The sequence below is a fragment of the Treponema sp. genome (assembly GCF_045641405.1).
Taxonomy (GTDB): Bacteria; Spirochaetota; Spirochaetia; order Treponematales; family Treponemataceae; genus Treponema_D.
Genome location: NZ_JAZUGX010000016.1, coordinates 1 through 23,258, shown reverse-complemented (window position 1 = coordinate 23,258; position 23,258 = coordinate 1). Strand labels below are relative to the sequence as shown.

Genomic DNA, 23,258 nt, shown 5'->3' with positions numbered 1-23,258 from the left:
CTCTACTTTCTTAAGCTTCGCCCAATGACAAATTTCACATTTTTTTCTATATTATATATAGCACATAATTTGAGGTATTAGATGTCAGAAAAAAACGACGATAAGAACAAGAAGAATGAAAATGATCCTTACGATTTTTTCAAGCTTCAGATAGAAAACGAGGATAACGGAAATGATCCAAAGAACAACAAACCACGCAGAGGGCTTCCATTCTGGAGCATTCTTCTCACCGTGGCAGGTGTCCTTTTTTTCCTGAACATGATTCTTTCACCAAAGCCAAACGATCTCATCGATTTCTCCGAATTCCGCAGTCTTGTGGAACAGGGTCAGATTGTACGCGTTGAACTGGGTGAACACTATTTCACAGGATACACCGCTGATGCAAACACAAGCTTGAACCAGCAGAAGAAATTCGGTTTTTTCCGTCCTTTGAATAATCCTCAACCAACTGGAATTTACAGGACCACCGGTGTTCTCATGCAGAGCTTCATTCAGCTGCTGGATGACAAGGGCGTTGAATACAAATTCATTGAAAGGCAGAACAACATCCTCCTGCAGATTCTCGTGAACATCGCAGTTCCGGTTCTCCTCATATTCCTCGTGTACTTCTTTATTTTCAGGAAGATGGGCGGTGGCATGTCTGGTTCCATGTTTGGAATCGGTGGTGGCAAATCAAAGGCCATTGATGAAGGAAAGGTCAAAACCCGCTTCAGCGATGTTGCAGGTGTTGATGAAGCTAAGGATGAACTTGTGGAAGTTGTAGACTTCCTTAAGGAACCAAAAAAGTATACGGAAATCGGCGGAAAGATTCCAAAGGGTGTTCTCCTTGTTGGACCACCAGGAACAGGTAAGACTTTGCTTGCCCGCGCAGTTGCTGGTGAAGCTGGCGTTCCGTTCTTTAGGATCTCAGGTTCTGATTTTGTTGAAATGTTTGTTGGCGTTGGTGCATCCCGCGTACGCGACCTTTTCCGCAATGCAAGGGAAAAGGCCCCATGCATCATCTTCATCGACGAAATCGATGCCATCGGTAAGAGCCGCGTAAACAACTACGGCGGAAGCAATGATGAACGCGAACAGACACTCAATCAGCTTCTCGTTGAGATGGACGGCTTTGACAACGAAAAGGGTCTCATCATCCTTGCCGCAACAAACCGCGCAGACATTCTTGATCCAGCCCTTCTCCGTCCAGGACGCTTTGACCGCCAGGTTCCTGTTGAAAAACCTGATGTTAAGGGTCGCGAAGAAATCCTCAGGATTCACGCAAAGAACGTTAAGCTTGATGACGATGTAGACTTTGAATCAATTGCCCACGGAACAACTGGTTTTGCAGGTGCAGACCTTGCCAATGTTGTAAACGAAGCCGCCCTCCTTGCAGTACGCAACGGACACACAAAGGTTTCAATGTCAGACATGAACGATGCCATCGACAAGGTAAGCATCGGTCTCAAGAAGAAGTCACGCAAAGACAACGAAAAGGACATGCGCCTTGTTTCAATCCACGAAACAGGTCACGCCCTTGTTGGTGCCTTTACTCCTGACTATCCTCCTGTGAACAAGATTACTGTTGTTCCTCGCAGTCACGGTGTTGGCGGATTTACCCAGTACCGTGAAGAAGAAGAAAAGCACTTCCAGACAAAGAAGGACATCATCGCAGAAATCGATACACTTCTTGGTGGTCGTGCTGCAGAAGAAGTTATGCTTGGAGATGTTTCTACGGGTGCATCAAATGACATTGCCCGTGCAACAGAAATCATCAAGAGAATGATCGTTGACTTCGGTATGAGCGACAAATTCCGCAACATGACTTTGGGTAGAGGCGTTCTTGGAAACGCAGGTGGAGAACCTACTCTCGTCCGCGAATTCTCTGAAGAAACACAGAAGTATATTGATGTTGAAATTGCACGCATCATGGACGAACGCTACAAGTATGTTCTTAAGCTTCTTAAGGCACACAAGAATCTTCTTGAAACAATTGCAAACTTACTGAAGGAAAAAGAAACAATCGAAGGCAAGGAATTCCTTGAGCTTGTAAAGGCTGAAAAGGAAGCCAAGCCTGCAACATCAAAGGAACCTTCGGGAAAAAAGGCAGCAGAAAAGAAAGAGCCGGCTGAGAAGAAGACAAAAACAGCTCCCAAAAAAGCAAAGAAGATTTCTGAATAAAGAGAATCTTTCTTCACTCCCATAAAATCAAAAATCCCTGAAGCAATTCAGGGATTTTTTTTACATTCCTTCCTTTAATTCAAATCCAAAATAATCATGGCCTGGGTAGACAAGTGTGTTACTTGAAACATTTTCCCTTATGCGTGAAAGACTGTGCACCATCTGAACTTCGCTTCCACCTTCAAAGTCCGTGCGACCCCAGGTTCTATAAAAAAGCGTATCGCCGCTTATGAGCACACCTTCTTTCTCATTGTAAAGGCAGCAGCTACCCCTTGTGTGGCCTGGAGTGTGCAGTACCTTCCATTGGTCAAAAATAATTTTGCCGTCGGAAAGAAAATCTGTTGCCTCTGGAAGCTCCGAAACTGAAGGAATGAAAACCTCGTATCCCATGGCCTCAAGACCTCTTCCCTGTACTTCTCCAGAGTTTACACCGATCATTGGAGAATCTTCTTTGTGAATGTAGATTGGAATATCTGGATTCTTTTCGCGGAGAAACTTAAGACCAGAAACATGGTCAAAATGTCCATGGGTCAATACTATTGCAGAAGGAGTCAGTCCCAGGGAATCAAGGTATGCCGAAAACTTTTCCGTATCACGCGTAAACCTACATGCCGCAGGATCAACAATGAAACACTTCCCGTCCCCAATCGGAACAATATAAGTATTTACCCTAAATATCCCAGTCTGAATGCAGTGAATGTCCATATTTCCTCCGTATAAAAAAAACGGCAGCTTTCGCCGCCGCCCTATTTCCCTATCCTAGTCCAGGTTAAAATTGATTTGTAACCTCTAAGATAGCTAAATGCGTAGCAGAGGTTCGCGACAAACTGCGACTTGAAACGAAGTTTCATCGGAGCAGGCTTGGCGCGGTTCTCTGCGAGAGCATTTATATTTCTTTTAGTTGTTTACAAAGTGAGACTTAACCTGACCGTCATCTGTTGTTTCAAAGTATGTCTTTTCTTCAACTGGTGCAGGAGCTGGTTCTGCCTTTGGTTCTTCTGCAGGAGCATTGTCCATAGAAGCTGCGAATGCCGACTGTTCTGCTGCAAGCTGTGCCTCTGCTGTGTTTACAGATGTATCAGCGTGTCCTTCATTTGACACATTTGCTGGAATAACTTCATCCTGTGCATCTGCAGCTGGTGTATTTTCACCTTCTTCCTTCTTGCGGCTGTAGCTTACAGAAAGCTTTCTTCCGCGGTATTCATAACCGTCGAGGGCTGAAATTGCCTTATCGCAGTCTTCTGCAAAAAGCTGGATGAAAGAGTAGTTTGAAAGAACACGGATTTCACCGATTCTTGAGCGGTCAAAACCTGCAACGCTTACAAGAAGTCCAACAAGGTCACGAGGGAATACGCCACGGCTTCTTCCTACGCCGATGAAAATTGTACCCGCTGCTTCTGGAGCGATTGTTACGCGTGGTGCCTTCTCTGTATGTTCTTCTGTCTTTCTTTCTGCTGTGCGTTCGTTGCGGTTAAAGCGTTCTTCGCGCTTGTTTGCAAAACGATCATTCTTGTTGTTGTCACGGTTAAAGCGGTTGCTTCTGAAACCTGATGTTGCATTCTTGATGAGCAATGCTGCTACATAGCCTCTGCGTGAGAATGGAACATTCTTCTTGAAAAGCTTCTTGAGTGTCTTCAAAGCTTCGATGTCTGAATCACTTGAAGATTCTACTCTCTTTACTGCATCTGCCAAAAAAGCTGCTACCTGTTCTTCGTTGATTGAAAAACCTTCACGATTGTTGTTGTATGCCATTTTTTACTCCTGTAAATTCAAAATGAACCCGAATTCTGACTTTTTAAATGAAAATTCAAACAATAAATTTTCCATTGATTCAGGCATGATTTTTGTTGATAAAATAACCCACTGAATTCCGCTGTCTTTAAAATCTGCCAGGCATCTATTCAAAAGCTCTTTGCCTATGCCGAGACCACGGTAATTCTGAATCACAAAAAAATCTGTAAAAGCAACTGATTTTTTTGCTGAGGACGGACAGTAAGAAACAAGGGAACAACCGAGGAATTCATGGTCCTGAGAATAACATACATAACCAAATTCATTCTCCCTGGAACAGTATGCCGACTGGTTTTTTAAAATGTCAGAAACTGCCTCGCCAAGACTTCCTTCATATTTTTCTCTGTATTCTTCTGCAATATTAATGACTTCACGATCAACGCATTCCTTGTCCTTAAGAGAATCGTATTCGGTAAATTCAAAATCATCCTGAACAAGATATTCCGTATCAAAAGATTCCGGATTTTCCTCAAGACCTTCCAAACCCCAGGACTCGCAAAGCTCATTGTACCATTCAGTTATTCTTGCATGCATGGTCTTGTCCTTAAAGGCAAACCATTTCTGCTCAACTTCTGGGTACGATTTTAAGATTGACTTAAAGTTCCTGAACACCCCCCTTCTGTTTGCAAGGCATCTTCTAAGTTCCTTATAGGCATTAGGATTATGAAGCCCTGCAGTAAAATTTTCCATCATTTCAAAACCATCATCGCTTGACCACGACGGAATTGAATAATAGTTTTCCTCATCAATGTCGATTTCTACCTCACCGTCATTAAATTCTTCTATATCCACGTTGTCGGAAGCAATAAGCTTAAGCTCTCCTTCTGCTGCGTCCAAGCAATAAACGCAGTTCTGGTCTTCCATGGCAAAGAGAATTTTATCCTTGAGTGTATCGGTGAGTGAAAAGGTCATTTATTTTTCAAGATCTGAACGCTTTGTAATGATCTTGCTGATAAGGCCGTATTCAATCGATTCTTCTGCATTGAGCCAGTAATCACGGTCTGTATCCTTTGCAACCTTATCCAAAGCTGTACCTGTTTCTTCCGCAATGATCTCATTGATCTTTGCACGGGTCTTTGCAAGTTCTGCTGCATGGATTTCAATATCTGTTGCAACACCCTTCATTCCGCTCGATGGCTGGTGAATGAGGTAGCTTGAATTTGCAAAACCAAAACGGCGCTCTTTTGGAGCTGCAAGAAGAATAAGGGCTGCGGCACTGGCAATGAGTCCCATACCGATGATGTAAACAGGTGCGTTGATGAAACGGATCGTGTCAAAGATAGCAAAACCTGCGTAAACATCACCACCAGGGCTGTCGATGTAAAGGTAGATAGGCTTGTCGTTGTCTGCCTCAAGAATCAAAAGCTGGCGGCAAATCTTGTCAGCAAGTTCTTCGCTTACTTCACCGCTCATCAAAATCTGTCTTGTCTTAAGGAATTTTTCTGCAAGTGGATCTGCCATTTCTGGCTTCTTTTCTTCCTTCTGTTCGTCTTCAAGGCGAATGTTCATTGTTCTGTTCATTGTTTCTCCCATGAATAGTGGCTTTCCTCTGTTATTGTCATAGAATATAGTAAGGAACAACCAAAACGTCCAATTAGAACTACTAAAATATATACAAAAAAATGGCAATAAGCAACCAAAGCCACGGATTCTATATGGCGGACTTTGCCTTTTCCCATAGATTCAACATTTCTTCTATATTATCAGAATTCATCGGGATTTTTCTTTCCCTCATTTCCTTTTCAACATGGCGGAATCTTCCGTCAAATTTTACCGTAGCCTTTTCCAAAGCCACATTAGGATCAACACCGAGCTTTCGGCAATAGTTGACTGCAGCAAGAAGCATATCTCCTGCTTCTTCTTCCAGATGGGAACTGTCTTCTTCCCTGAGCGCTTCAGAAATCTCCTTAAGCTCTTCATGTACCTTAGACTCAGCCTGTTCTGCGGAATTCCAGTCAAAACCTGTCTTTGTCGCCTTCTTGAGCATCTTGTAGGCCTTGAGCATCGGTGGAAATCCCTTGGGTACCGTATCCAGCACGGATTCTCCCCTGCGTCCTTCTACTTCTTCCTTGATTTTGTCCCACTGTTTTATTACTTTTGCCGCTGTTTCCGCCTGAGCCTCACCGAAAACATGGGGATGACGGCGTACAAGCTTTTCGCTGATTTCATCAAGAACCTGGGCAATGGTAAAATCCCCCGCCTGTTCATAGCAGTAGGAAATAAGAATCAGGTTGAAAAAAGCATCCCCAAGTTCTTCCTTTGCGTGCATCGGGTCGCCTTCCGTAATCGCATCAATTACTTCAAAGGTTTCTTCGATGAAAGTTTCCCGAAGTGTGGAAGGCGTCTGTTTCTTATCCCAGGGACAGCCGTTTTCACTGCGGAGTCTTTCTGTTATTTCATAGAGTCTATTGAAGCTTTCGGCCGAACTGCTGTTCATGGCATACATAATATAGGCAAGATGATTTCATAGCAATACGAATGGTCAAGGAACGTTTCACACAGAAAAAAAATGCCACACACGACAAAGTGCATGGCATTTCTTGACTGGACTTTCACAGAAAATATTAGTCCTGTCCGCTGATTTCCTTATAGAATTCAACCAGGTCCTTGCGGTTTTCCTTTGTATAGGCAATTGCCGTACGTGGGTGCTGGTTGAGCTGGCCTGTAAGAAGGTATGGATGTTCGTATCCCCATCTTACGCCGTCAGCACGGAGCTTGTTGATGTGCTTTTCAAGGAACTGGTATACAGGGAATGTGCTGTACTTAGGGTTCTTGAGGAATCCAAGGAGGAGTTCCATAGCGCAGTTACCTGCACCGCGACCCATTTCACCGTATGTAGCATCAAGGTAGTCTACGCCATCACCGCAGCATTCGATTGTGTTTGCAAAAGCAAGCTGCATGTTGTTGTGTGCGTGGATACCGATTTTCTTTCCATATTTTTTTCCTGCTGCAGTGTAGATGTCAGCAACGCGAGCCATTTCTTCTGGCTAGATTGAACCGTAGCTGTCTACGATGTAGATAACATCAACAGGTGACTTTCCAAGAAGGTCCAATGCTGCCTTGATGTCCGATTCCTGGCTTGTTGAGATTGCCATGATGTTGCAGCTTACTTCATATCCCTTGTTCTTTGCGTCTTCGATCATGTCGATGGCTGCAGGAATTGTCTTGATGTATGTTGCGACACGGATAAGGTCAACAGGGCTGTCGCTCTTTGGACGGATGTCCTGCTTATAGTTGCAGCGGCCAACATCTGCCATGACTGCAAGCTTTAGGTTTGTATCGTTGTCGCCAACTACCTTGCGGATATCATCATCGTTGCAGAACTTCCATGGACCAAACTTGCTTACGTCAAACTGTTCCTTGTCTGCCTTATATCCCAATTCCATATAATCAACGCCAGCCTTGACGTTTGTCTCATAAAGGTCCTTTACGAATTCTTCTGTGAAATAGAAGTCATTGACGAGACCACCGTCGCGCAATGTTGCATCTACGACCTTGATGCTTGGTCTGAAATCCAATAATTTTGAAATGTCTTTCATTGTAATATCCTCCAAAAAAAGCCGTAAAAAGCGGCAACAGGCAAGATAATATAAAAAAAAGCATAAACTGTCAGTAATTATCCGGCCATTTCATAAATAATTCTTGTTTTATTGCTTCATTCTGTATAAAATGATGCAATAAATAATCACATTTCATCAAAATGCACAAGTTCAACCTTTATGAAGAACACAAGCACTATTTCACGCCGGAAATCATCGCCCTGGTGACAAAAATCTATCAATACAAGGGCCGACAGGATCTTTTTATTGAAACCAGAGAAAATGAAATTGAATGCTTCAAGAGTTCCGCCAGAAAGATGAGCACAGTATCCTCAAACCGTATAAGCGGAATAACTACAGCTGACTCGTGGATCGATGACCTGATAGACGGACAGCGCGACCCCAAAAACATAAACGAAGAAGAAATCACAGGCTATCACAAGGTTCTTTCTTCAATTCTGCAGAACTATGACTACATTCCATGCAAGCCCTACTATATTCTTCAGCTGCACAGAGACCTTTATTGCTTCTGCAGGACAAAAAACGGCGGGCAATACAAGAGCTTTGACAGAAGACCCAAAGGTTCCTTCCGATTTGTGAAATCCAGCGACACGGAAAGAGCAATGGATGACCTTTTTGACAGTTATGATTCCGCCTTTGAAAGAAAGGGCACGGAACCTCTCATTCTGATTCCGATGATGCTGCTGGATTTTCTATGCATACATCCATTCAGCGACGCAACCTACAGAATCAGCAGACTTCTTGCTGTCCTCAACTGCTGCAAACACGGCTTCTTTCCTGTGAAGTACACAAGCCTTGAACTGGTGATGGAAAAGCACAAGGAAGACTTCAACGAGGCTTTTATTGATTCCGTTGAAGGATGGCATGAAAACGACAGCAATTACGAGCCATTCATAAACTGGTTCCTTTCCGTTTTGACGGAAGCATACGAAACATTCGAGGACCGCGTTGAACATCTAAGGCACAACGAAAAAACAAAACCGCAGATGATCGAAGACCACATCAGGAGTTCCGGCGGGAAAATCACCAAAAAAGAAATTCTTGGATGCTTTCCCGACATCAGCGAGATAACCGTTGAACGGACCCTTCATGACCTTTGCGAAAAAGGAAAGATAAAAAAGCAAGGAGCCTCCAGAGCAACCTTCTACATCAAATGCAGCTAGATTTTGAAACCTCCGGTTCAAGTCAGGGTGAATTTTACGGGATAGCGGAATTTTACGGCGCAGGCTTTTCCGTTTGCAACAGCCGGAATGCAGGAAATACCTGTAAAAGCATTTACAGCCGCCTGGGCAAATCCATGTCCCGGATCCTTCAGAACTTTTATGTTTCTTATCTGACCCTTGTTGTCGATAAACAGCTCAAGGTAAACTACCGCTTCAATTCCCTGTTTCAACGCCATTGGCGGATATTCTATTTTTGAAAGGATTTCCTTTGATGGGATTACAGGTACGGAAGAAATTTTATGCTGCGGAAGATAAATGATTTCTTCTTTTTCTTCACGCACTTCTTCCTTGGTTTCCATGATTGTTTCTGAAGCTTTTGGCTGATGTGCCACCGTCACAGCTTCCTTCACCTCCGGAGGCGGCGGAACAAATTCCTGGACGTCCACCAGCTTAAATACTTCCGCTTCCCTGAAGTCAACGGTTTCAACAGGGACATCCGCGGACTTAAAGCTGAATATGTACATAATTGCCGCATGAATGAAAAATACAAAAACAAAAAGTGCGGGTCGTGCAAATCTGGAATATTTTGACATTTTTACTGCATTCATTTCTATTTTTCCTTTACGACAAAACTGACTACCCTGTGCTGCAGTGTCTGTAGAACAGTTACGGCATCGTTGACGTATTTGTACGGAGTGTCCTTATCGGCAATTATGTGAATCCTGACACCTGGATTTTCTGCAATCGCATTTATCACCGCAGCTTCCAGGCTTTTTTCATTCAATATTTTCCCGTCGGCAGAGACCGTTCCGTTATTCTGGATCCAGATTTCAAAATTGCTGTCTGCCTGGGTTTTTTCCAATGCAGTGCTTTCAGAATAATTTATTTTTTCTTCATAGCGCTGGTTCATGAGAGAGATCAGCATTATGAAAATCAAAAGAAGAAACCCTATATCCGACATGGAAGAAGTTGCGATGGAAGGATTTCTTCTCTTAGCCTTAAAATCAAGCATTTCATTCGCTCCTGTTCATCCTGAAAGAAAAATTTTCCACTTTCAGTTTTCTTATTACTGAAATCACATCGACCACATTCTGATATGATGCTTCCGGATCAATGGTCAGAAGGAAAGTCATGTTTGGCCACGACACCAGTTTTTCCGAAACTCTTTTTGAAAGCTCCTCAAGTTCAACTTCGGAACCATCAAGCATCAGTTTTCCATTCTGCAGGATTGAACATTTAAGGATGTCCTGGGTATTTACGACAATTGGTTTTTCCCTCGACGGAAGGTTCAAAAGGAACCCCTTGTTCACATTGAATCCTGCGATCACTATGAAGAATATGATCAGCAGAAAGGAAAGGTCGTTCAATGAACCTGAACTTCCTGCATCCTCAATATTGTGTCTTGAAAATCTTTTAATCATTTTTTTTCTATATCAACTTAGGAACAATGTCATTGATTGCCTTTGATGTCTCAGCGGCAAAAGTGTCGACTTTCTGGATCAAAAGGTTGTAGGCGATGGAAGCTACGATTGCAATGATAAGACCAAAAACAGTGGTGATAAGAGCTTCGTAGATTCCTCCTGCAACAAGCTGTGCGTTCACGTCTGTAGCATTGGCGATCTGACGGAAGGCACCTATCATTCCTGAAACTGTTCCGAGGAAGCCTGTCAAAGGTGCAAGGGAAGCAAGAGCCGTAAGATAGTTGAATCCGTTTTCCATTCTTCTGAGTCTTTCCTGGGCTTCACTTTCTGCGGCGCGTTCCATTCTCATCTCACCGAATTTTGCGTTTTTCAAAAGGACAAGAAAAATCGAAGCCGCTGTCTGCTTGCGTGAATAGGAAGACAAAAGTTCTTCAGCATCTTCCTTTTTTCCTTCATCCAAAAGCCCCATAATTTCTTTTCCAAGGGGAACAACCTTGCGGTCATGCCATGTAATATAGACGATGCGTTCAATGATGATCGCTACCGTAACAACAGAAAATCCAAGAAGGATCCACATGAAAGGACCTCCAAGATTGAACAATTCGATTAAGCTGAAACCATTTTCCATTTTTTTCTCCTGTATTTTCTTCAGCATTCTTATACTAAATAAGACACCTCCGGAGACCGGAAGTGTCACTAAGATTTTTATTTTTTTTAGAATTTTACCTTTATGCCAAGCGATGGAAGAGGTACTCCGATGTCAAAGTCAACGGATTCTTCAACATCGCTCATCTCGCCGGTATAGCTGTTGAAAGACTTGTCACCCTTTGGTGAATAAAGGTTCACGAAGATGTCCTGAACGGCAAAATAGAATTCCCAGTTTGCCTTGCCGCCATTGGAGGTCCACTGCTTTGAGACACGGACATCCACAGGACATGAAATCTGGTTTCTCAATGTATCGCTGTAGAAGGAACTTCTTGTGTAACGCTGGACAACAGTTCCGTCTTCCATGGTAGCGGCATAGCAGGTAAGATCTCCGTTCTTTTTCTTTGGTGTTCCGGTTGCAAGGGTTCCTTTGACTGTGAGAGTCCATCCTTCACCAAAATGCCAGTTGCTTACAATGTTGACCGTGTTAAAGCGATGGAAGCCGGGATAGAACCATTCATCCATGACATCGTCATTCATATCGACTTTCTGGTCGTCGCGGATTCCTGCAGGATTCCTATATCTTGTGTAGACAAAAGAATATGAAAGGTATCCGTCCCAAACCTTGCCGACATTTTTTTCAATCAATGCATCAATACCAAAAACGTGTCCCTGCCCGTTTGATTTTACGTTCATTGTTTCTGATGAATATTCCGTCGAAGCATCTGAAACCGTGTACATGTACATCCTTGAAAGATAGTGCTTGTAGTATGTCTCAAGCTTGAACTTCCAGTCATTTTCAAGTTCCACATTTCCACCGATGAGGGCAAGCAAGGCGGAATTAGGTTTCAGCTCGTAGTTTCCTATTCCGCATTCTTTGGAAATGAGCATTGTCTCGCGTGGTGCAGAAACAAAGAGTCCTGTTCCGGTTGTAAGGGAAATTTTTCTGATGCTACCGATATCGCGCCATGGTGTGAATGTAACGGAAGCTCTTGGAGAAACCTGAGGCACCATGTTCAAGGTGTAATTCTGCTTGTTGTTCTTCATGGTCAGGAATTCACCTCTGATACCGATTTCAGAATTCACAAGATCATTTTCACTTCCGTAATTCCATGCTGCGAAGGCTGCCGTGTTGTACATCCAGTTCTGTTCTATTTCGCTTTCCCATGCACTCTTTCCAAACAGCCATCTGTCTCCAAGATCAAGATCTCTCCAGGCGCTTACCTTTTCCTTTGTGTCGCTTGTCGAGATGATTTCTTCTACGCCAAAGCAAAGATGATTCTTGTCGTTGACTTCTATTTCCGATTCGAGTTTTGCATTTACAAGATGTGATGTAATTTTTTCCGCATAATCACTTCTTATCTCAGAAAGGTAATAGGAACTGCCTGCTGATACTCCGCTCAGGCCTGAATACTTGTCCGCAAATTCATCTGTGTATTTTACAGTTCCGCTTTCCTTCATGCTCTGCTTCAAGTCTTCATACATCCTGTTGTAAGAAAGAAGTCCGTGAAACTGAACTTTGTCTGTCGGAAGATATTTTACGTTGAGTCCCGCAAGCCCCTGATAAATGTCATAGTCCATTATCATGTTTCTCGAGAAACCATCTTTTGTTTCCGTTTCGTCCATGGAAAGACCATCGCTCCCCAAAAATCCCATGAGGGAAATGTCAAGGACGGGACTTGGTCTGAAATTTGTCTTCAGGAAGAAATCACGGATATATGGAGGACGCTTGATCATATCCAGGGAATCATTGCCGCTTGCATTGTACGCAGCAAACAACGGTTCAAGGTATGTCATGTGGGTACCAACAAGCATTCCGCCGACATTTTTTCCGAAAGGAACCTGGGCAAACACATCGGCGCTCATTGTGGAAATTGATGCGTTGAGATGTGCCTTTTCAAAATCAGGTTTCAATGTTGTTGCTTCAAGAAGTCCGGAAGAAGCCTTTCCATAGCGGGCTGAAAAAACTCCGTTGGAAAGTTTCACCGTCTCGATCATTGAAGGATTGAGGATTGAATTTCCTCCACCCCAGTGCCATGGAAAAATCGTATACATGCCATCAAGGGTAACTGCCAGTTCTCTTGGAGAACCTCCTCTTATTGACGGCTCGCTGCCCCACGCTCCACTGTAGGAAACACCAGGCAAAGTTCTTACAGAAGCCATGCAGTCTTCGATAATTCCCATGCTGGCAGTGGAATGCATTTTTTCTTTTGTCATGACCGTAGAAACACCTACTTTTTCACTTGCAGTTTCTGGAACAGTCCTGCTGACAACAAGTTCTTTTCCTTCAATTACATCAGCAAGAGACAATCTGATTTCCACTTCAGGTGAATCTGAACTTACAGACACAGTTTCATTTCTGTATCCGGGCAAATGAGTTTCAATGGTTTCCGATTTTTTTTCATCAGGAATATTGATGATGGCCTGTCCATTTTCATCAGTGACAGTCCTTATTTCTGAATTTGATTTTGAGCTGATCCTGACTCCCTCAAGGGGAATATCAAGATCGGAATCCAGAACCAATACTTTTATTTCCGCTGAAAACATCTGCAGAACAATCAGACCGGAAATGAATACTGTGGAAATTAACTTTTTCATTTTTATCCTCACTGCTAAATAGGACACGTGAGGAAAACAAATCTGTCACTTTAAATACGAAAAAAATAAAAAAAGCACTGCCGGAGAAATCCCACAGACAGTGCTTCAAAAAACTGGACTTTAAGTATCAGTGCAAAACGAATTTCAAGCCAACTTCAAATTCAGGATGCATCTTTACATCATGATCGGAAAAATCAACTGTGAAATTGCTCTTCTTTCTTTCAAAGGTCTCCCTGTTGCCATCAAATTCAAAGGAAGCCATGGCACCGGCAAAAATCTGGATATGCTTTGCAGGATTGAAACCTACTGCAAATTTTGCCGAAGGATACCATTCAGACTTTAACTTTTCCTTTTTGTCATCGTCCTTCATGATAACTTCATTGCCAAGAGCTTCAAAGTCAAAGTTGAACATGCCGGCCTCTATTCTTGTACCAAGTCCAAAAACAATTTCCGCATATTTGTCATCCGAATCAGAATTTGAATCCATGTAGCCTACTTCCGTCTGACAGCCGATGACTGAATACAATCTCCTGTTTCCTGAAGTCAAGGTAAAGCGCATGTTGTTGTTAGTCGTATAGGACATTCCGAGTTCAAAAATTCCGTTTCTGGAATAATTCACAAAACCAAATTGAAGTCCATCCACATCACCTGAACAGATATTTACAAGACCGATCTGGGCACCATCTACATAATGCGCATAGTTTGCGATTGCAGCAGCCTGGAGACCATCAACCTTGCCAGAAGCAACGTTAACAATTCCTGAACCCTGCACACCGACAACAGTTCCGCCTGCGATGTTGAAAATTCCGGCACCCTGCACACCATCCACATCAGACTGGCTCACATTTCCAATGCCGCTTCCCTGGACACCGTCAACTTTTCCTGCATAGTTGATGAGAAAAGCCCCCTGAACTCCCGTAATTTTTCCGGACGCAACATTTACAAGTCCTGCAGCCTGACAGTATCTGACATCATCGGCAATATTCACACATCCAGAAGCCTGCACTCCTTTCACATTTTCCGCGTAGCTGAAGATTCCGGCTGTCTGTGCACCTTCTACATCTTTTGACAAATTGAAAATACCGGCGCTCTGGAATCCACACACTTTATCAGCAGTGTTGAATATGTAGGCAAACTGTGCACCGTTGAGAACCGTAGTCTGGTTGGCGATGAAAGACAGCATCACGCCATCAGTCTGATAGACTTCCGAACGGAAGAGACCAAGGGCAAAATTTGTGACGATATCTTTTCCAGTATTTCTGTAGAATTCATTGGCGAAAAATGAGAATACAAATGGAACATGCATTGTATTTTCACTGGTGAAAGCAATCTCATTTTCTGGCTCGGACATTTCCTTAGGTTCCTTACCGCGGAATCTGTTTGCTGTTCTTGCAACCGGGGAAAGATTGCTGTTGCTGAGGACATAGTTTCTCTTTGCGCCAAGTTCAAAATTTCCCTGCAATGTAACTTTTTCCGAAATCACTGTCACACCATACTGTCCCTCTTCCATTGCAAGATATACGGGAGCTGCCTGGGTCTTGCTTATTTCAGAAACAAGCTTTTCGTTTTTGTCCCTGATTATTACACGGCCGCTGAGTTCCTTTGAAAGTGTAAGGATGCAGTCTGAACCTGAAATGTCCGAAAGAACAAGGTCGCCGGAACCTACAAGAGTAATGTTGTAGTTAGGATGCTGAGGACCTGCGGAACTGTTTTCTGTTCTGGAAAGGGTCTCGCTGAACGCATAGGAATACAACTCGTTCAATGTAACTTTCTTGTCGCCGGAACTGTCTGCAGCTCCCTTCAATCCTGTAATCATTGCATTGGTAAAAAACGACGATCCTATCTCATCAGATTCCTGGGAAGACTCCTGTGAAGAACTTGAAGAAAGATAGGCATGGCCCTTGATCACTGAAGAATCATCAACAAGGAAAGGTTTCTGCTTCTGACCACCCTTTGTGCGGATAAAATTTCCAGAATAGCAGGAATCAAGAATTACAACGTGAACATCGCTTGGAACCTTTGTAATGGCAGCCTTCAGCGAAGAATAGTCATAGGTATTGTTTCCGAGAAGCAGAGCGTTCTCATCTGAATGTCCGGAATAATAGAAAACGAATTCAGATCTCTTTGCATTGAATTTGTTTTTGACAATCAGCTGGGAAATATATTCCATAGCCTCGTCTACATCATCCTTTGCAGGATCAAGCAGAAGAACGCTGTTTGATTTTCTGATTCCGCCAATGTCGGCCATGGTATTCTGGAAGGCCATGGCATCTGTTCCGGCGTAAAGAAGCTGTCTGTTGTTCCCGCCTATGTTTGAACCTATATAGATCGCATATCTTTCAACAGAAGCAGCATCGGCTTTGTTTTCTGCGGCAAAAATATTACCCGAAAAAAAGATGGCCACTGCTGTCATAATCAAAAATTTCATATAACTCTTTTTCATGGTTGTCTCCACTGGATTTGCACTTTACTTTTCAAGAATAAAAACAGAAGCTTCCGCGCCTTTTGGAAAATATTTTCCGCTCTTAAGCTGATCATAGCGGATTGCATTTTTTCCGTTTGCTGCCTTTTCAATTTTATCCAGGCTGAATTCTTCTCCTGATGCTACGAAGATGAAGCACTCATATTCAGGGGCTGCATCCAAGGCGTATGAGAATGAAAGCGGAACTTCCTCGCCTGTCTTTTCAAGCTTTCCTGCCGTCCAGCTGTCGTCCGGGAAATGCCTTGTGATGTTTCCATTTCCGTCAAAACTGAAAATCACGCCGAAGTTTTTGTTGCCCGGAATATAGGTGATCTGAATCACATCATTTTCCTGAGCCTTATCTCCGCTTGCAAGTCTCAAGATTTCAGAGCCAGCCTTTTTGTAAAGTCTAAGCTGACTATGGACAGATTCTCCTCCCTTTACTCTTGTCTCGAATGTATTCTGCTTTTCCTTTATCCCGTTATACATAAAAGGAACGCAGAAAGCAATTGTCAAAACTGCAGCCGCAGCCATCGCCCATACACGAAGGGACCTGAATTTGAAAACATTATTTGTTTCTTTCACGGATGTTCTTTCTTCAAATTTCAGGCTCATTTCCTTTATTGGATAAGCCTTCAATATTTCTTCATCCGATTTCCTTAAATCAGCAAGAGCCTTTTCAAGTTCTTCCTTTCCATACTTATCATAGTAATCCTGGGCATTCTTTTCGCCAAGATTGATTTCTTCTAAAAGCAACTGTGGAATCATGACAAACTCCTATTTAATCATTGAAGACGAAAACTTCTTCAGTTCTGAAATTCTTTTCCTTACCCCGGAAACAGACATGCCGACCTGTTCAGCAGTTTCCTCGAGGGTAAGACCATCAACAAAATGCAGTGTCGCAATCAACGAATCCTTCTCATCCCTGCTGGAAAAAAGTTTTTCAAGGACATCCCTTGCCTCCACTTTTTCAGCTTCGATTTCAGAAAACTCATCAACCATCATCTCTGCTATTGCATCAAAATCAGGTCCCGTGCGGATTTTTCTGGCCCTTATCATGTTGAGGCAGATTCTCGTTGCCGTAACATAGAAAAGGCTTGAGCACATGTCCTTGATCCTGTAGTTGTTTTCCATGATCTTCAGAAAAACATCCTGCATCGCATCCAAAGCCATGTCTTCATCGTTCAGTAAAAAACGGCAGCGGCGCAAAACCATTGGACCGTACTTTTGATAGAGTTCACCGAAGTCACGATCTGTTATTGTATCCATCCTTTTAACTCCGCCATAATATGAGACACCTGATTCAGCATAAAGTGTCACTTATTCCGTATAATTTCTCTTTTTCTCTTTTCGTCATTATAACTATTTGATTGAGAAAAAATTGAAAAAACAATAAAATAGCATGTAAATTCGCAGAATTCGAACTTTATTATTCAATATTTTATCTTAGTTTAGGGAAAATAGAATTATGGAAAACACAAAAAGAACAGTAACTTGCGGCGAGCTTACAAAGGCTGATGTCGGCAAGAAAGTTGTTTTGAACGGTTGGGTAAGCCGTACCCGCGACCTTGGTGGTCTTGTATTCATCCGCCTCCGTGACCGCTACGGAATCACACAGGTAATGGTTGGAGACAATGCTTCGGATGAAGTAAAGAAAATCGCATCATCTCTTAAATCAGAATATTGTATCGCCGTTGAAGGCGTTGTTGCAGCCCGCGCAGACAAAGACGTAAACAAGGACATGGCAACTGGTGAAATCGAAGTTGAAGCAACAGACATCGAAATCTTTACAACTTCACAGGAGCTTCCTTTCTCGATTGAAGAAGTTCGCCAGAAGGACGGATCAATCGTTCTTCCTAATGAAGACCTCCGTCTCAAGTACCGCTACCTTGACCTCCGCCGCGAGCCAATGCAGCAGAACATCATCCTCCGCTCAAAGGTAACATTTGCAACCCGCGAATATTTGACTTCTAAGGGATTCCTTGAAATCGAAACACCAACTTTCATCAAGTCTACACCGGAAGGAGCACGTGACTATTTGGTTCCTTCACGCGTTCACCCGGGAAAGTTCTACTCTCTCCCACAGTCGCCACAGCTTTACAAGCAGCTTTTGATGGTTTCTGGATTCGACAAGTACTTCCAGATTGCACGCTGCTACCGTGATGAAGATGCACGCGGTGACCGTCAGCCTGAATTCACACAGATCGATATGGAACTTTCTTTCACAAACCGCGAAGAAGTCCTTTCAACAACTGAAGGAATGATGCAGCACATCTTCAAGTCAACATTGAACTATGACCTTCCTGCAAAGTTTGACCGCATCGCATGGGAAGACGCATTTGACCTTTACGGAAGCGACAAGCCAGACCTTCGCTTTGACATGAAGATGCAGGACGCAACTTTCATGGCAGACCTTGCAGACTTCAACGCATTCAAGGCAGGTGCCGCTGCCTCTGGACGTGATGTTCAGCGCCACAAGCGTTCCGGACTCAAGGCCCTCGTTGTAAAGAATGTTGCAGACAAATACAGCCGCAAGCAGGTTGAAGCCCTTGAAGCTGTTGCAAAGACATACAAGGCAAAGGGTCTTGCATGGATGAAGGTTGTTTCGACAGGCTCAACAACCAACGACTTGGCTTTTGAAGGCGGTATCTCAAAGTTCTACGCTGGAAAGGAAGCTGAAGTATGCGCAAAGCTTGGAGCAGAAAAGAATGACCTTCTCCTTTTTGTAAGCGACGAAAACTGGCAGCTTGCATGTACAGCCCTCGGTGCAGTACGCAAACAGCTTGGTAAGGACCTTAACCTCTACAATCCAGCTGATGAATTCCACTTTGCATGGATCATCGACTTCCCATACTTTGCTTTCAACGAAGAAACAAACTCTTGGGAAACAGAACACCACATGTTCACACTGCCACAGAAGCAGTACTGGGATACACTTGAATCTGATCCGGGTGCAGTAAAGGGTGACCTTTATGACCTGGTCCTCAACGGATACGAACTTGCTTCAGGTTCAATGCGTATCAACGACCCAGAACTCCAGCAGAGAATCTTCAAGATCGTAGGATACAGCAACGAACGCGCAGAAAAGGCATTCGGCTTCCTCGTTCAGGCATTCAAGTTTGGTGCTCCACCACACGGAGGAATTGCACCAGGATTGGACCGCCTCATCATGTTGATGCGCCACGAAGAATCAATCCACGAAGTTATTGCATTCCCTAAGAATAATCTTGCTGCATCTCCAATGGATGAATGTCCAGCTCCTGTAGATGAGCAGCAGCTTAAGGATTTACACATTAACTGCTACGATGTAGAAGAATAGCAATGTATGCAAAGGCAGCTTTTAAAAAGAAGGCTGCCTTTTTTTACACGAAAAATCTGTAAAATACAAACATGATCATACACACAGGAAACCGCACGGACATTCCGGCATTTTACTCAAAATGGTTCATGAACCGCATAAAGGCAGGCTTTGTCCTAGTACGGAATCCTTACAATCCACAGGCAGTTACAAAATTCCGCCTGGATCCGTCCGTGGTTGATTTAATTGCATTCTGTACAAAAAATCCCGCCCCCATGCTGCCACATATGAACCTGCTTAAACCATTCGGGCAGTACTGGTTTGTCACCATCACAGCTTACGGCAAGGACATAGAGCCCAATGTTCCGCCCAAAGAAAAAGTAATGGAAGACTTCAAGCGGCTGTCGGAAATTGTGGGCGTGGATTCCATGGGCTGGCGCTACGATCCAATTTTCATTGATGAAAAACATACGGTGAAATGGCATCTTTCACAGTTTGAGCAGATGGCAAAAAATCTTGCAGGCCACACCAAAACCTGCGTCATAAGTTTCATTGACCTGTACAAAAAGGTGGAACGGAATTTTCCTGAGGCAAAAGAAGTAAGTACGGAAGACAGGCTTCATCTTGGAAAAGAATGCATCAGGATTGCTTGTGAAAATGGCATGGTCATAAAACCTTGCGCAGAGGGGACAGACCTGGCCGCTTTTGGTGCCGACTGCTCAGGCTGCATGACTCAGGCAACTTTTGAAACAGCTCTTCATGCACACCTGAATATACCAAAAGGAACGGGAACACAACGGAAGGGAGCCTGCGCCTGTATTTTAGGTTCAGACATCGGTGCCTACGATACCTGCGGCCATCTATGTAAATATTGTTACGCCAATACGGATGCCCGTCTTGTCATGGAAAACATGAAAAAGCACAATCCCGATTCTCCTTTTTTACTGGGGGAACTTATGCCGGATGATGTGATCAAGGACGCGGAACAGTTCAGCTGGATTGACCGGCAGCAGTTTCTTTTTTGAAAAGACTGTATAAATGATGTAAAATTACCTGCAGGAGGAATTTCTGTTTATGGCTATTACAGTAAAAGGCGAAGATCTTACAATTGAAAATGTATGGGATGTCGCTTTCAATAACGAAAAAATCAATTTACCTGAAGATAAAGAATTCTGGGACACACTTGCTTCTTCCAGAAAATTCCTTGAAGAATATATAGCAACCGGAGTTCCAACCTATGGTGTTACCACTGACTTTGGCGATTCGTGCCACAATCAGATCAGCGTTGAAAAAGCCGGAGAACTTCAGCGCGATATCTGTACCTACCACGGCATCGGACTTGGTCCAAAATTTGATCATGAAACCGGCCGTGCAGTTGTCCTTGCAAGGCTGAACGGAAATGTAAAGGGCGGACATTCAGCCATAAGACCAGAACTTGCAAAAATGATGGTTACCATGCTGAACAAGGACATCATTCCTGTAATTCCACAGCTTGGTTCAGTCGGAGCATCCGGAGACCTGACACCTCTTTCCTATCTTGCCGCCGCCATCATGGGAGAGCGCGATGTTTATTACAAAGGAAAAATTGTTCCGGCAATGGAAGCTTTCAATGCTGAAGGAATCAAGCCTCTTCCAATAGAAGCAAAAGAAGGACTAGCCCTTATGAACGGGACTTCAGTAATGACGGCAGTTGCTTCCATTGCATGGAAAAAAGCAGAACGCCTTGCTAAGATTTCCGATTTCCTTACTGCAGTGACTTCGGAAATTACAAAAGGAAAGGACACTCCATTTGTTGCAAAGGTCAGCGAAATTAAAAACCACAAGGGACAGTGCGAAAGTGCAGCCTATGTCTACGATATTATCAAGGATTCAAAAAGGGTTTTCAGGTATGAAGATTTTCTTAAGACCCAGATTGAAAAACTTGACGGCAAAGGTTTCATAGCGCAGCAGAATAAAATCCAGGACAGATATTCAATAAGGTGTGCCCCTCAAATCAATGGCGTTTACCGCGATACCTTAAGGTTTGCACGGGATCTTATTACGGAAGAACTTAATTCGGCAAACGACAATCCTCTTGTTGATATTGAGGCCGGACGCCTTTACAACACTGGAAATTTTTACGGAGGACATATCTGCGCCGCCTGCGATTACATGCGCACTGCCCTTGCAAACATTTCGGATCTTTCGGACAAGCAGGCAGAGGTCATCATCGACGGAAAATTCAACGGTCTTACGGAAAACCTGATTCCCTATACTCCGGCTGATCATCCTAGGGCAGGATTAAGGCTTGGATTCAAGGCAGCACAGATTACCATCAGCGCCATCCGTGGTGAAGTAATGAGCTATTGTTTTCCAATTTCCCTTACAAGCCAGCCGACGGAAGCATTGAACCAGGACAAGGTTTCCATGGGAACCATTTCTGCAAGAAAATTCAATGAACAGATTGAACTTGTTTACCTTCAGTTTGCAACCCATCTTCTTGCGGCAATGCAGGCTGTTGATCTTGCAGGCAAGGATGATTTTGCTCCGTTCACGAAAAAAATACATTCAGAAGTTCGCAGCATGAGTGCCTTTGTTGAAGACGACAGGGCCCTTGATAAGGAAGCTACTGCAGTTGCACAATGGCTTAAGTCTACGGAACTTTTTTCTTAGACTTAACTTTTCAAACTTCAGGAATGGATTTGCCTTACCCAGACAGAAACCTGTCTGGGTCGCTACGTCCGCCCTTCGCTATACGCTCATTGCCTTCGGCAACTATCGGGGCTCCCATCGCTAAGGGGGGATTAAATAAAAGTTTCTTCCAATAACTTCCAGTTTGGACTTATTATTTGTTCTGAATAATTATCTGTACAAATACAAAGATTTTCACTTCCATCCCTTCTAACAAATCCTCCGAAAATCTGCTTACCTTCTTTCTGTTGTAAAACAGAGGGGACAGACCCCTAGTGCACATATCTTCTCTAAAATCAACTGTTCCGCAAAATTGAAATTTTCTTGAAAATGCGGAATAAGAATTGTATAATGAACCCATGAAAGTACTGGAAAGAAAGCAATTTTTACAAAAACTGATAAATTCCATAAATACACCTGACATCAAAGTCATTACAGGAATTCGGCGAAGTGGAAAATCAAAACTTCTGGAAATGTTCATTGAATATCTTAAAAGCAACATTGCCGATGCCAATATCATTCATATCAATTACAATCTTTTTCAATTTTCAACACTAAAAAATGCCGCTGCACTGAATGAATATGTTGAAAATCTGTATTCTCCAGAAAAAGAAAATTTTCTCTTGATTGATGAAGTTCAGCTTTGCAAGGATTTTGAGCAGGCAATAAATTCGTTCCATGCGTCGGAAAAATTTCACATCTACATAACCGGTTCCAATGCCTTTTTGCTTTCCAGCGATCTGGCAACATTGTTTACAGGCAGAACTTTTTCCATAGAAGTTTTCCCTTTCAGTTTTAATGAGTTTGTCTCGTATTTTGAATGTCAGGATTTACAGCAGGCTTTTGACCGCTTTGCAATGGAAGGCGGAATGTCTGGTTCCTATTTATATGAATCAATTGACGACAAATACAATTACCTGAATGAAGTTTTTGAAACATTGATTGTCCGTGATATTCAGCAGAAATATAAAATAAAAAATGTTTCGCTTTTGGATACATTAAATGATTTTCTTGTGGACAATATTTCTTCGGAAGTTTCAGCAAGAAACGTTGCAAACACACTTACATCAAAAGAAAGTAAGACAGACGATAAAACAGTTTCATCTTACATCAAATATCTTTGTGCTTCTTACGCCTTCTACAAAATCCGCCGCTACGACATAAAAGGAAAAAAATATCTTGCAAGTCAGGACAAATATTATCTTGCAGACCATTCTTTTAAATACGCTAAGCATGGAACTAAGAATTTAGATTATGGACGCATTTACGAAAACATTGTTTGTATAGAACTGTTACGCCGTGGTTATGAAGTTTATACAGGTGTTCTTTACCAAAAAGAAATTGATTTTGTAGCCATAAAACGCGATGAAAAAATCTACATTCAGGTAAGTGATGACATTTCCCGCCCAGAAACAATGGAAAGAGAAACTGCCCCACTTTTAAGCATAAAAGATGCCTATCCCAAAATCATAATTGCAAGAACAAAACATC

At 43.0% G+C, this 23,258-nt stretch carries 21 protein-coding genes; 6 read left to right on the top strand and 15 right to left on the bottom strand.

What is annotated here, in order from left to right; translation table 11 throughout:
• Positions 1 to 81 precede the first annotated feature (81 nt).
• Positions 82 to 2,160 carry an ATP-dependent zinc metalloprotease FtsH gene (ftsH, locus tag ACKI39_RS02640; RefSeq protein ID WP_407397384.1) on the top strand — a complete coding sequence of 693 codons (2,079 nt, stop codon included), beginning with the start codon at positions 82 to 84 and terminating at the stop codon, positions 2,158 to 2,160.
• Positions 2,161 to 2,220: 60 nt separating this feature from the next.
• Here the strand turns inward: ftsH and ACKI39_RS02635 are convergent, their stop codons facing one another.
• The 7 genes from ACKI39_RS02635 to ACKI39_RS02605 all read right to left on the bottom strand — a co-directional run bounded on the left by ACKI39_RS02635 (position 2,221) and on the right by ACKI39_RS02605 (position 7,490).
• A complete protein-coding gene (locus ACKI39_RS02635) occupies positions 2,221 to 2,865 on the bottom strand; it encodes an MBL fold metallo-hydrolase (RefSeq protein WP_407397382.1) in 645 nt (214 codons plus the stop codon).
• A 192-nt stretch (positions 2,866 to 3,057) separates the two neighbouring features.
• The gene (locus ACKI39_RS02630; RefSeq protein ID WP_407397380.1) at positions 3,058 to 3,912 is read right to left on the bottom strand and encodes a DbpA RNA binding domain-containing protein; all 855 of its coding nucleotides are present in this window, start codon (positions 3,910 to 3,912) and stop codon (positions 3,058 to 3,060) included.
• Between the two features lie 3 nt (positions 3,913 to 3,915).
• On the bottom strand, positions 3,916 to 4,863 hold the full coding sequence (locus ACKI39_RS02625) for a GNAT family N-acetyltransferase (protein ID WP_407397378.1): 948 nt from the start codon (positions 4,861 to 4,863) through the stop codon (positions 3,916 to 3,918).
• Positions 4,864 to 5,460 (bottom strand): ATP-dependent Clp protease proteolytic subunit, encoded by a 597-nt coding sequence (locus ACKI39_RS02620; RefSeq protein ID WP_407397436.1) that lies wholly within the window; start codon positions 5,458 to 5,460, stop codon positions 4,864 to 4,866.
• A 142-nt stretch (positions 5,461 to 5,602) separates the two neighbouring features.
• Positions 5,603 to 6,388, bottom strand: a complete 786-nt coding sequence (gene mazG / locus ACKI39_RS02615) for a nucleoside triphosphate pyrophosphohydrolase (protein WP_407397376.1) — start codon at positions 6,386 to 6,388, stop codon at positions 5,603 to 5,605.
• A 127-nt stretch (positions 6,389 to 6,515) separates the two neighbouring features.
• Positions 6,516 to 6,929 carry a beta/alpha barrel domain-containing protein gene (locus ACKI39_RS02610; protein WP_407397374.1) on the bottom strand — a complete coding sequence of 138 codons (414 nt, stop codon included), beginning with the start codon at positions 6,927 to 6,929 and terminating at the stop codon, positions 6,516 to 6,518.
• Positions 6,930 to 6,938: 9 nt separating this feature from the next.
• The gene (locus ACKI39_RS02605) at positions 6,939 to 7,490 is read right to left on the bottom strand and encodes a beta/alpha barrel domain-containing protein (protein WP_407397372.1); all 552 of its coding nucleotides are present in this window, start codon (positions 7,488 to 7,490) and stop codon (positions 6,939 to 6,941) included.
• A 161-nt stretch (positions 7,491 to 7,651) separates the two neighbouring features.
• Here ACKI39_RS02605 and ACKI39_RS02600 point away from each other — a divergent pair, with 161 nt between their 5' ends.
• Positions 7,652 to 8,674: a Fic family protein gene (locus tag ACKI39_RS02600; RefSeq protein WP_407397370.1), complete on the top strand. Its 1,023-nt coding sequence runs from the start codon at positions 7,652 to 7,654 to the stop codon at positions 8,672 to 8,674.
• A gap of 17 nt (positions 8,675 to 8,691) precedes the next feature.
• Here ACKI39_RS02600 and ACKI39_RS02595 read toward each other — a convergent pair whose 3' ends face one another.
• The 8 genes from ACKI39_RS02595 to ACKI39_RS02560 all read right to left on the bottom strand — a co-directional run bounded on the left by ACKI39_RS02595 (position 8,692) and on the right by ACKI39_RS02560 (position 17,068).
• On the bottom strand, positions 8,692 to 9,198 hold the full coding sequence (locus ACKI39_RS02595; RefSeq protein ID WP_407397368.1) for an energy transducer TonB: 507 nt from the start codon (positions 9,196 to 9,198) through the stop codon (positions 8,692 to 8,694).
• Between the two features lie 86 nt (positions 9,199 to 9,284).
• Positions 9,285 to 9,686 (bottom strand): ExbD/TolR family protein, encoded by a 402-nt coding sequence (locus ACKI39_RS02590; RefSeq protein WP_407397366.1) that lies wholly within the window; start codon positions 9,684 to 9,686, stop codon positions 9,285 to 9,287.
• 1 nt (position 9,687) lies between these two features.
• Entirely contained in the window at positions 9,688 to 10,095 is a 408-nt protein-coding gene (locus ACKI39_RS02585) for an ExbD/TolR family protein (RefSeq protein WP_407397363.1), read from the bottom strand.
• A gap of 7 nt (positions 10,096 to 10,102) precedes the next feature.
• Positions 10,103 to 10,723, bottom strand: coding sequence for a MotA/TolQ/ExbB proton channel family protein (locus ACKI39_RS02580; RefSeq protein WP_407397361.1), 621 nt, complete (start codon positions 10,721 to 10,723; stop codon positions 10,103 to 10,105).
• Between the two features lie 86 nt (positions 10,724 to 10,809).
• Positions 10,810 to 13,338, bottom strand: a complete 2,529-nt coding sequence (locus tag ACKI39_RS02575; protein WP_407397359.1) for a TonB-dependent receptor plug domain-containing protein — start codon at positions 13,336 to 13,338, stop codon at positions 10,810 to 10,812.
• Positions 13,339 to 13,465: 127 nt separating this feature from the next.
• A complete protein-coding gene (locus ACKI39_RS02570; protein ID WP_407397357.1) occupies positions 13,466 to 15,781 on the bottom strand; it encodes an LA_2272 family surface repeat-containing protein in 2,316 nt (771 codons plus the stop codon).
• A 24-nt stretch (positions 15,782 to 15,805) separates the two neighbouring features.
• A complete protein-coding gene (locus ACKI39_RS02565; RefSeq protein WP_407397355.1) occupies positions 15,806 to 16,567 on the bottom strand; it encodes a hypothetical protein in 762 nt (253 codons plus the stop codon).
• Positions 16,568 to 16,576: 9 nt separating this feature from the next.
• Positions 16,577 to 17,068, bottom strand: a complete 492-nt coding sequence (locus ACKI39_RS02560) for an RNA polymerase sigma factor (protein ID WP_407397353.1) — start codon at positions 17,066 to 17,068, stop codon at positions 16,577 to 16,579.
• Positions 17,069 to 17,267: 199 nt separating this feature from the next.
• Here ACKI39_RS02560 and aspS point away from each other — a divergent pair, with 199 nt between their 5' ends.
• The 4 genes from aspS to ACKI39_RS02540 all read left to right on the top strand — a co-directional run.
• A complete protein-coding gene (gene aspS, locus ACKI39_RS02555) occupies positions 17,268 to 19,118 on the top strand; it encodes an aspartate--tRNA ligase (protein WP_407397351.1) in 1,851 nt (616 codons plus the stop codon).
• A 71-nt stretch (positions 19,119 to 19,189) separates the two neighbouring features.
• Positions 19,190 to 20,122: a DUF1848 domain-containing protein gene (locus tag ACKI39_RS02550; RefSeq protein ID WP_407397349.1), complete on the top strand. Its 933-nt coding sequence runs from the start codon at positions 19,190 to 19,192 to the stop codon at positions 20,120 to 20,122.
• A 49-nt stretch (positions 20,123 to 20,171) separates the two neighbouring features.
• Entirely contained in the window at positions 20,172 to 21,749 is a 1,578-nt protein-coding gene (locus ACKI39_RS02545; RefSeq protein ID WP_407397347.1) for an HAL/PAL/TAL family ammonia-lyase, read from the top strand.
• 377 nt (positions 21,750 to 22,126) lie between these two features.
• Positions 22,127 to 23,258, top strand: a 1,132-nt coding sequence (locus tag ACKI39_RS02540; protein ID WP_407397345.1) for an ATP-binding protein, incomplete at its 3' end; no start/stop codon positions are given.

Excerpts from the sequence above, each read along its gene's own strand:
- ftsH (WP_407397384.1), top strand. The coding sequence starts at position 82 with ATGTCAGAAAAAAACGACGATAAGAACAAGAAGAATGAAAATGATCCT.
- ACKI39_RS02635 (WP_407397382.1), bottom strand. The coding sequence starts at position 2,865 with ATGGACATTCACTGCATTCAGACTGGGATATTTAGGGTAAATACTTAT.
- ACKI39_RS02630 (WP_407397380.1), bottom strand. The coding sequence starts at position 3,912 with ATGGCATACAACAACAATCGTGAAGGTTTTTCAATCAACGAAGAACAG.
- ACKI39_RS02625 (WP_407397378.1), bottom strand. The coding sequence starts at position 4,863 with ATGACCTTTTCACTCACCGATACACTCAAGGATAAAATTCTCTTTGCC.
- ACKI39_RS02620 (WP_407397436.1), bottom strand. The coding sequence starts at position 5,460 with ATGAACATTCGCCTTGAAGACGAACAGAAGGAAGAAAAGAAGCCAGAA.
- mazG (WP_407397376.1), bottom strand. The coding sequence starts at position 6,388 with ATGAACAGCAGTTCGGCCGAAAGCTTCAATAGACTCTATGAAATAACA.
- ACKI39_RS02610 (WP_407397374.1), bottom strand. The coding sequence starts at position 6,929 with ATGGCTCGCGTTGCTGACATCTACACTGCAGCAGGAAAAAAATATGGA.
- ACKI39_RS02605 (WP_407397372.1), bottom strand. The coding sequence starts at position 7,490 with ATGAAAGACATTTCAAAATTATTGGATTTCAGACCAAGCATCAAGGTC.
- ACKI39_RS02600 (WP_407397370.1), top strand. The coding sequence starts at position 7,652 with ATGCACAAGTTCAACCTTTATGAAGAACACAAGCACTATTTCACGCCG.
- ACKI39_RS02595 (WP_407397368.1), bottom strand. The coding sequence starts at position 9,198 with ATGTACATATTCAGCTTTAAGTCCGCGGATGTCCCTGTTGAAACCGTT.
- ACKI39_RS02590 (WP_407397366.1), bottom strand. The coding sequence starts at position 9,686 with ATGCTTGATTTTAAGGCTAAGAGAAGAAATCCTTCCATCGCAACTTCT.
- ACKI39_RS02585 (WP_407397363.1), bottom strand. The coding sequence starts at position 10,095 with ATGATTAAAAGATTTTCAAGACACAATATTGAGGATGCAGGAAGTTCA.
- ACKI39_RS02580 (WP_407397361.1), bottom strand. The coding sequence starts at position 10,723 with ATGGAAAATGGTTTCAGCTTAATCGAATTGTTCAATCTTGGAGGTCCT.
- ACKI39_RS02575 (WP_407397359.1), bottom strand. The coding sequence starts at position 13,338 with ATGAAAAAGTTAATTTCCACAGTATTCATTTCCGGTCTGATTGTTCTG.
- ACKI39_RS02570 (WP_407397357.1), bottom strand. The coding sequence starts at position 15,781 with ATGAAAAAGAGTTATATGAAATTTTTGATTATGACAGCAGTGGCCATC.
- ACKI39_RS02565 (WP_407397355.1), bottom strand. The coding sequence starts at position 16,567 with ATGATTCCACAGTTGCTTTTAGAAGAAATCAATCTTGGCGAAAAGAAT.
- ACKI39_RS02560 (WP_407397353.1), bottom strand. The coding sequence starts at position 17,068 with ATGGATACAATAACAGATCGTGACTTCGGTGAACTCTATCAAAAGTAC.
- aspS (WP_407397351.1), top strand. The coding sequence starts at position 17,268 with ATGGAAAACACAAAAAGAACAGTAACTTGCGGCGAGCTTACAAAGGCT.
- ACKI39_RS02550 (WP_407397349.1), top strand. The coding sequence starts at position 19,190 with ATGATCATACACACAGGAAACCGCACGGACATTCCGGCATTTTACTCA.
- ACKI39_RS02545 (WP_407397347.1), top strand. The coding sequence starts at position 20,172 with ATGGCTATTACAGTAAAAGGCGAAGATCTTACAATTGAAAATGTATGG.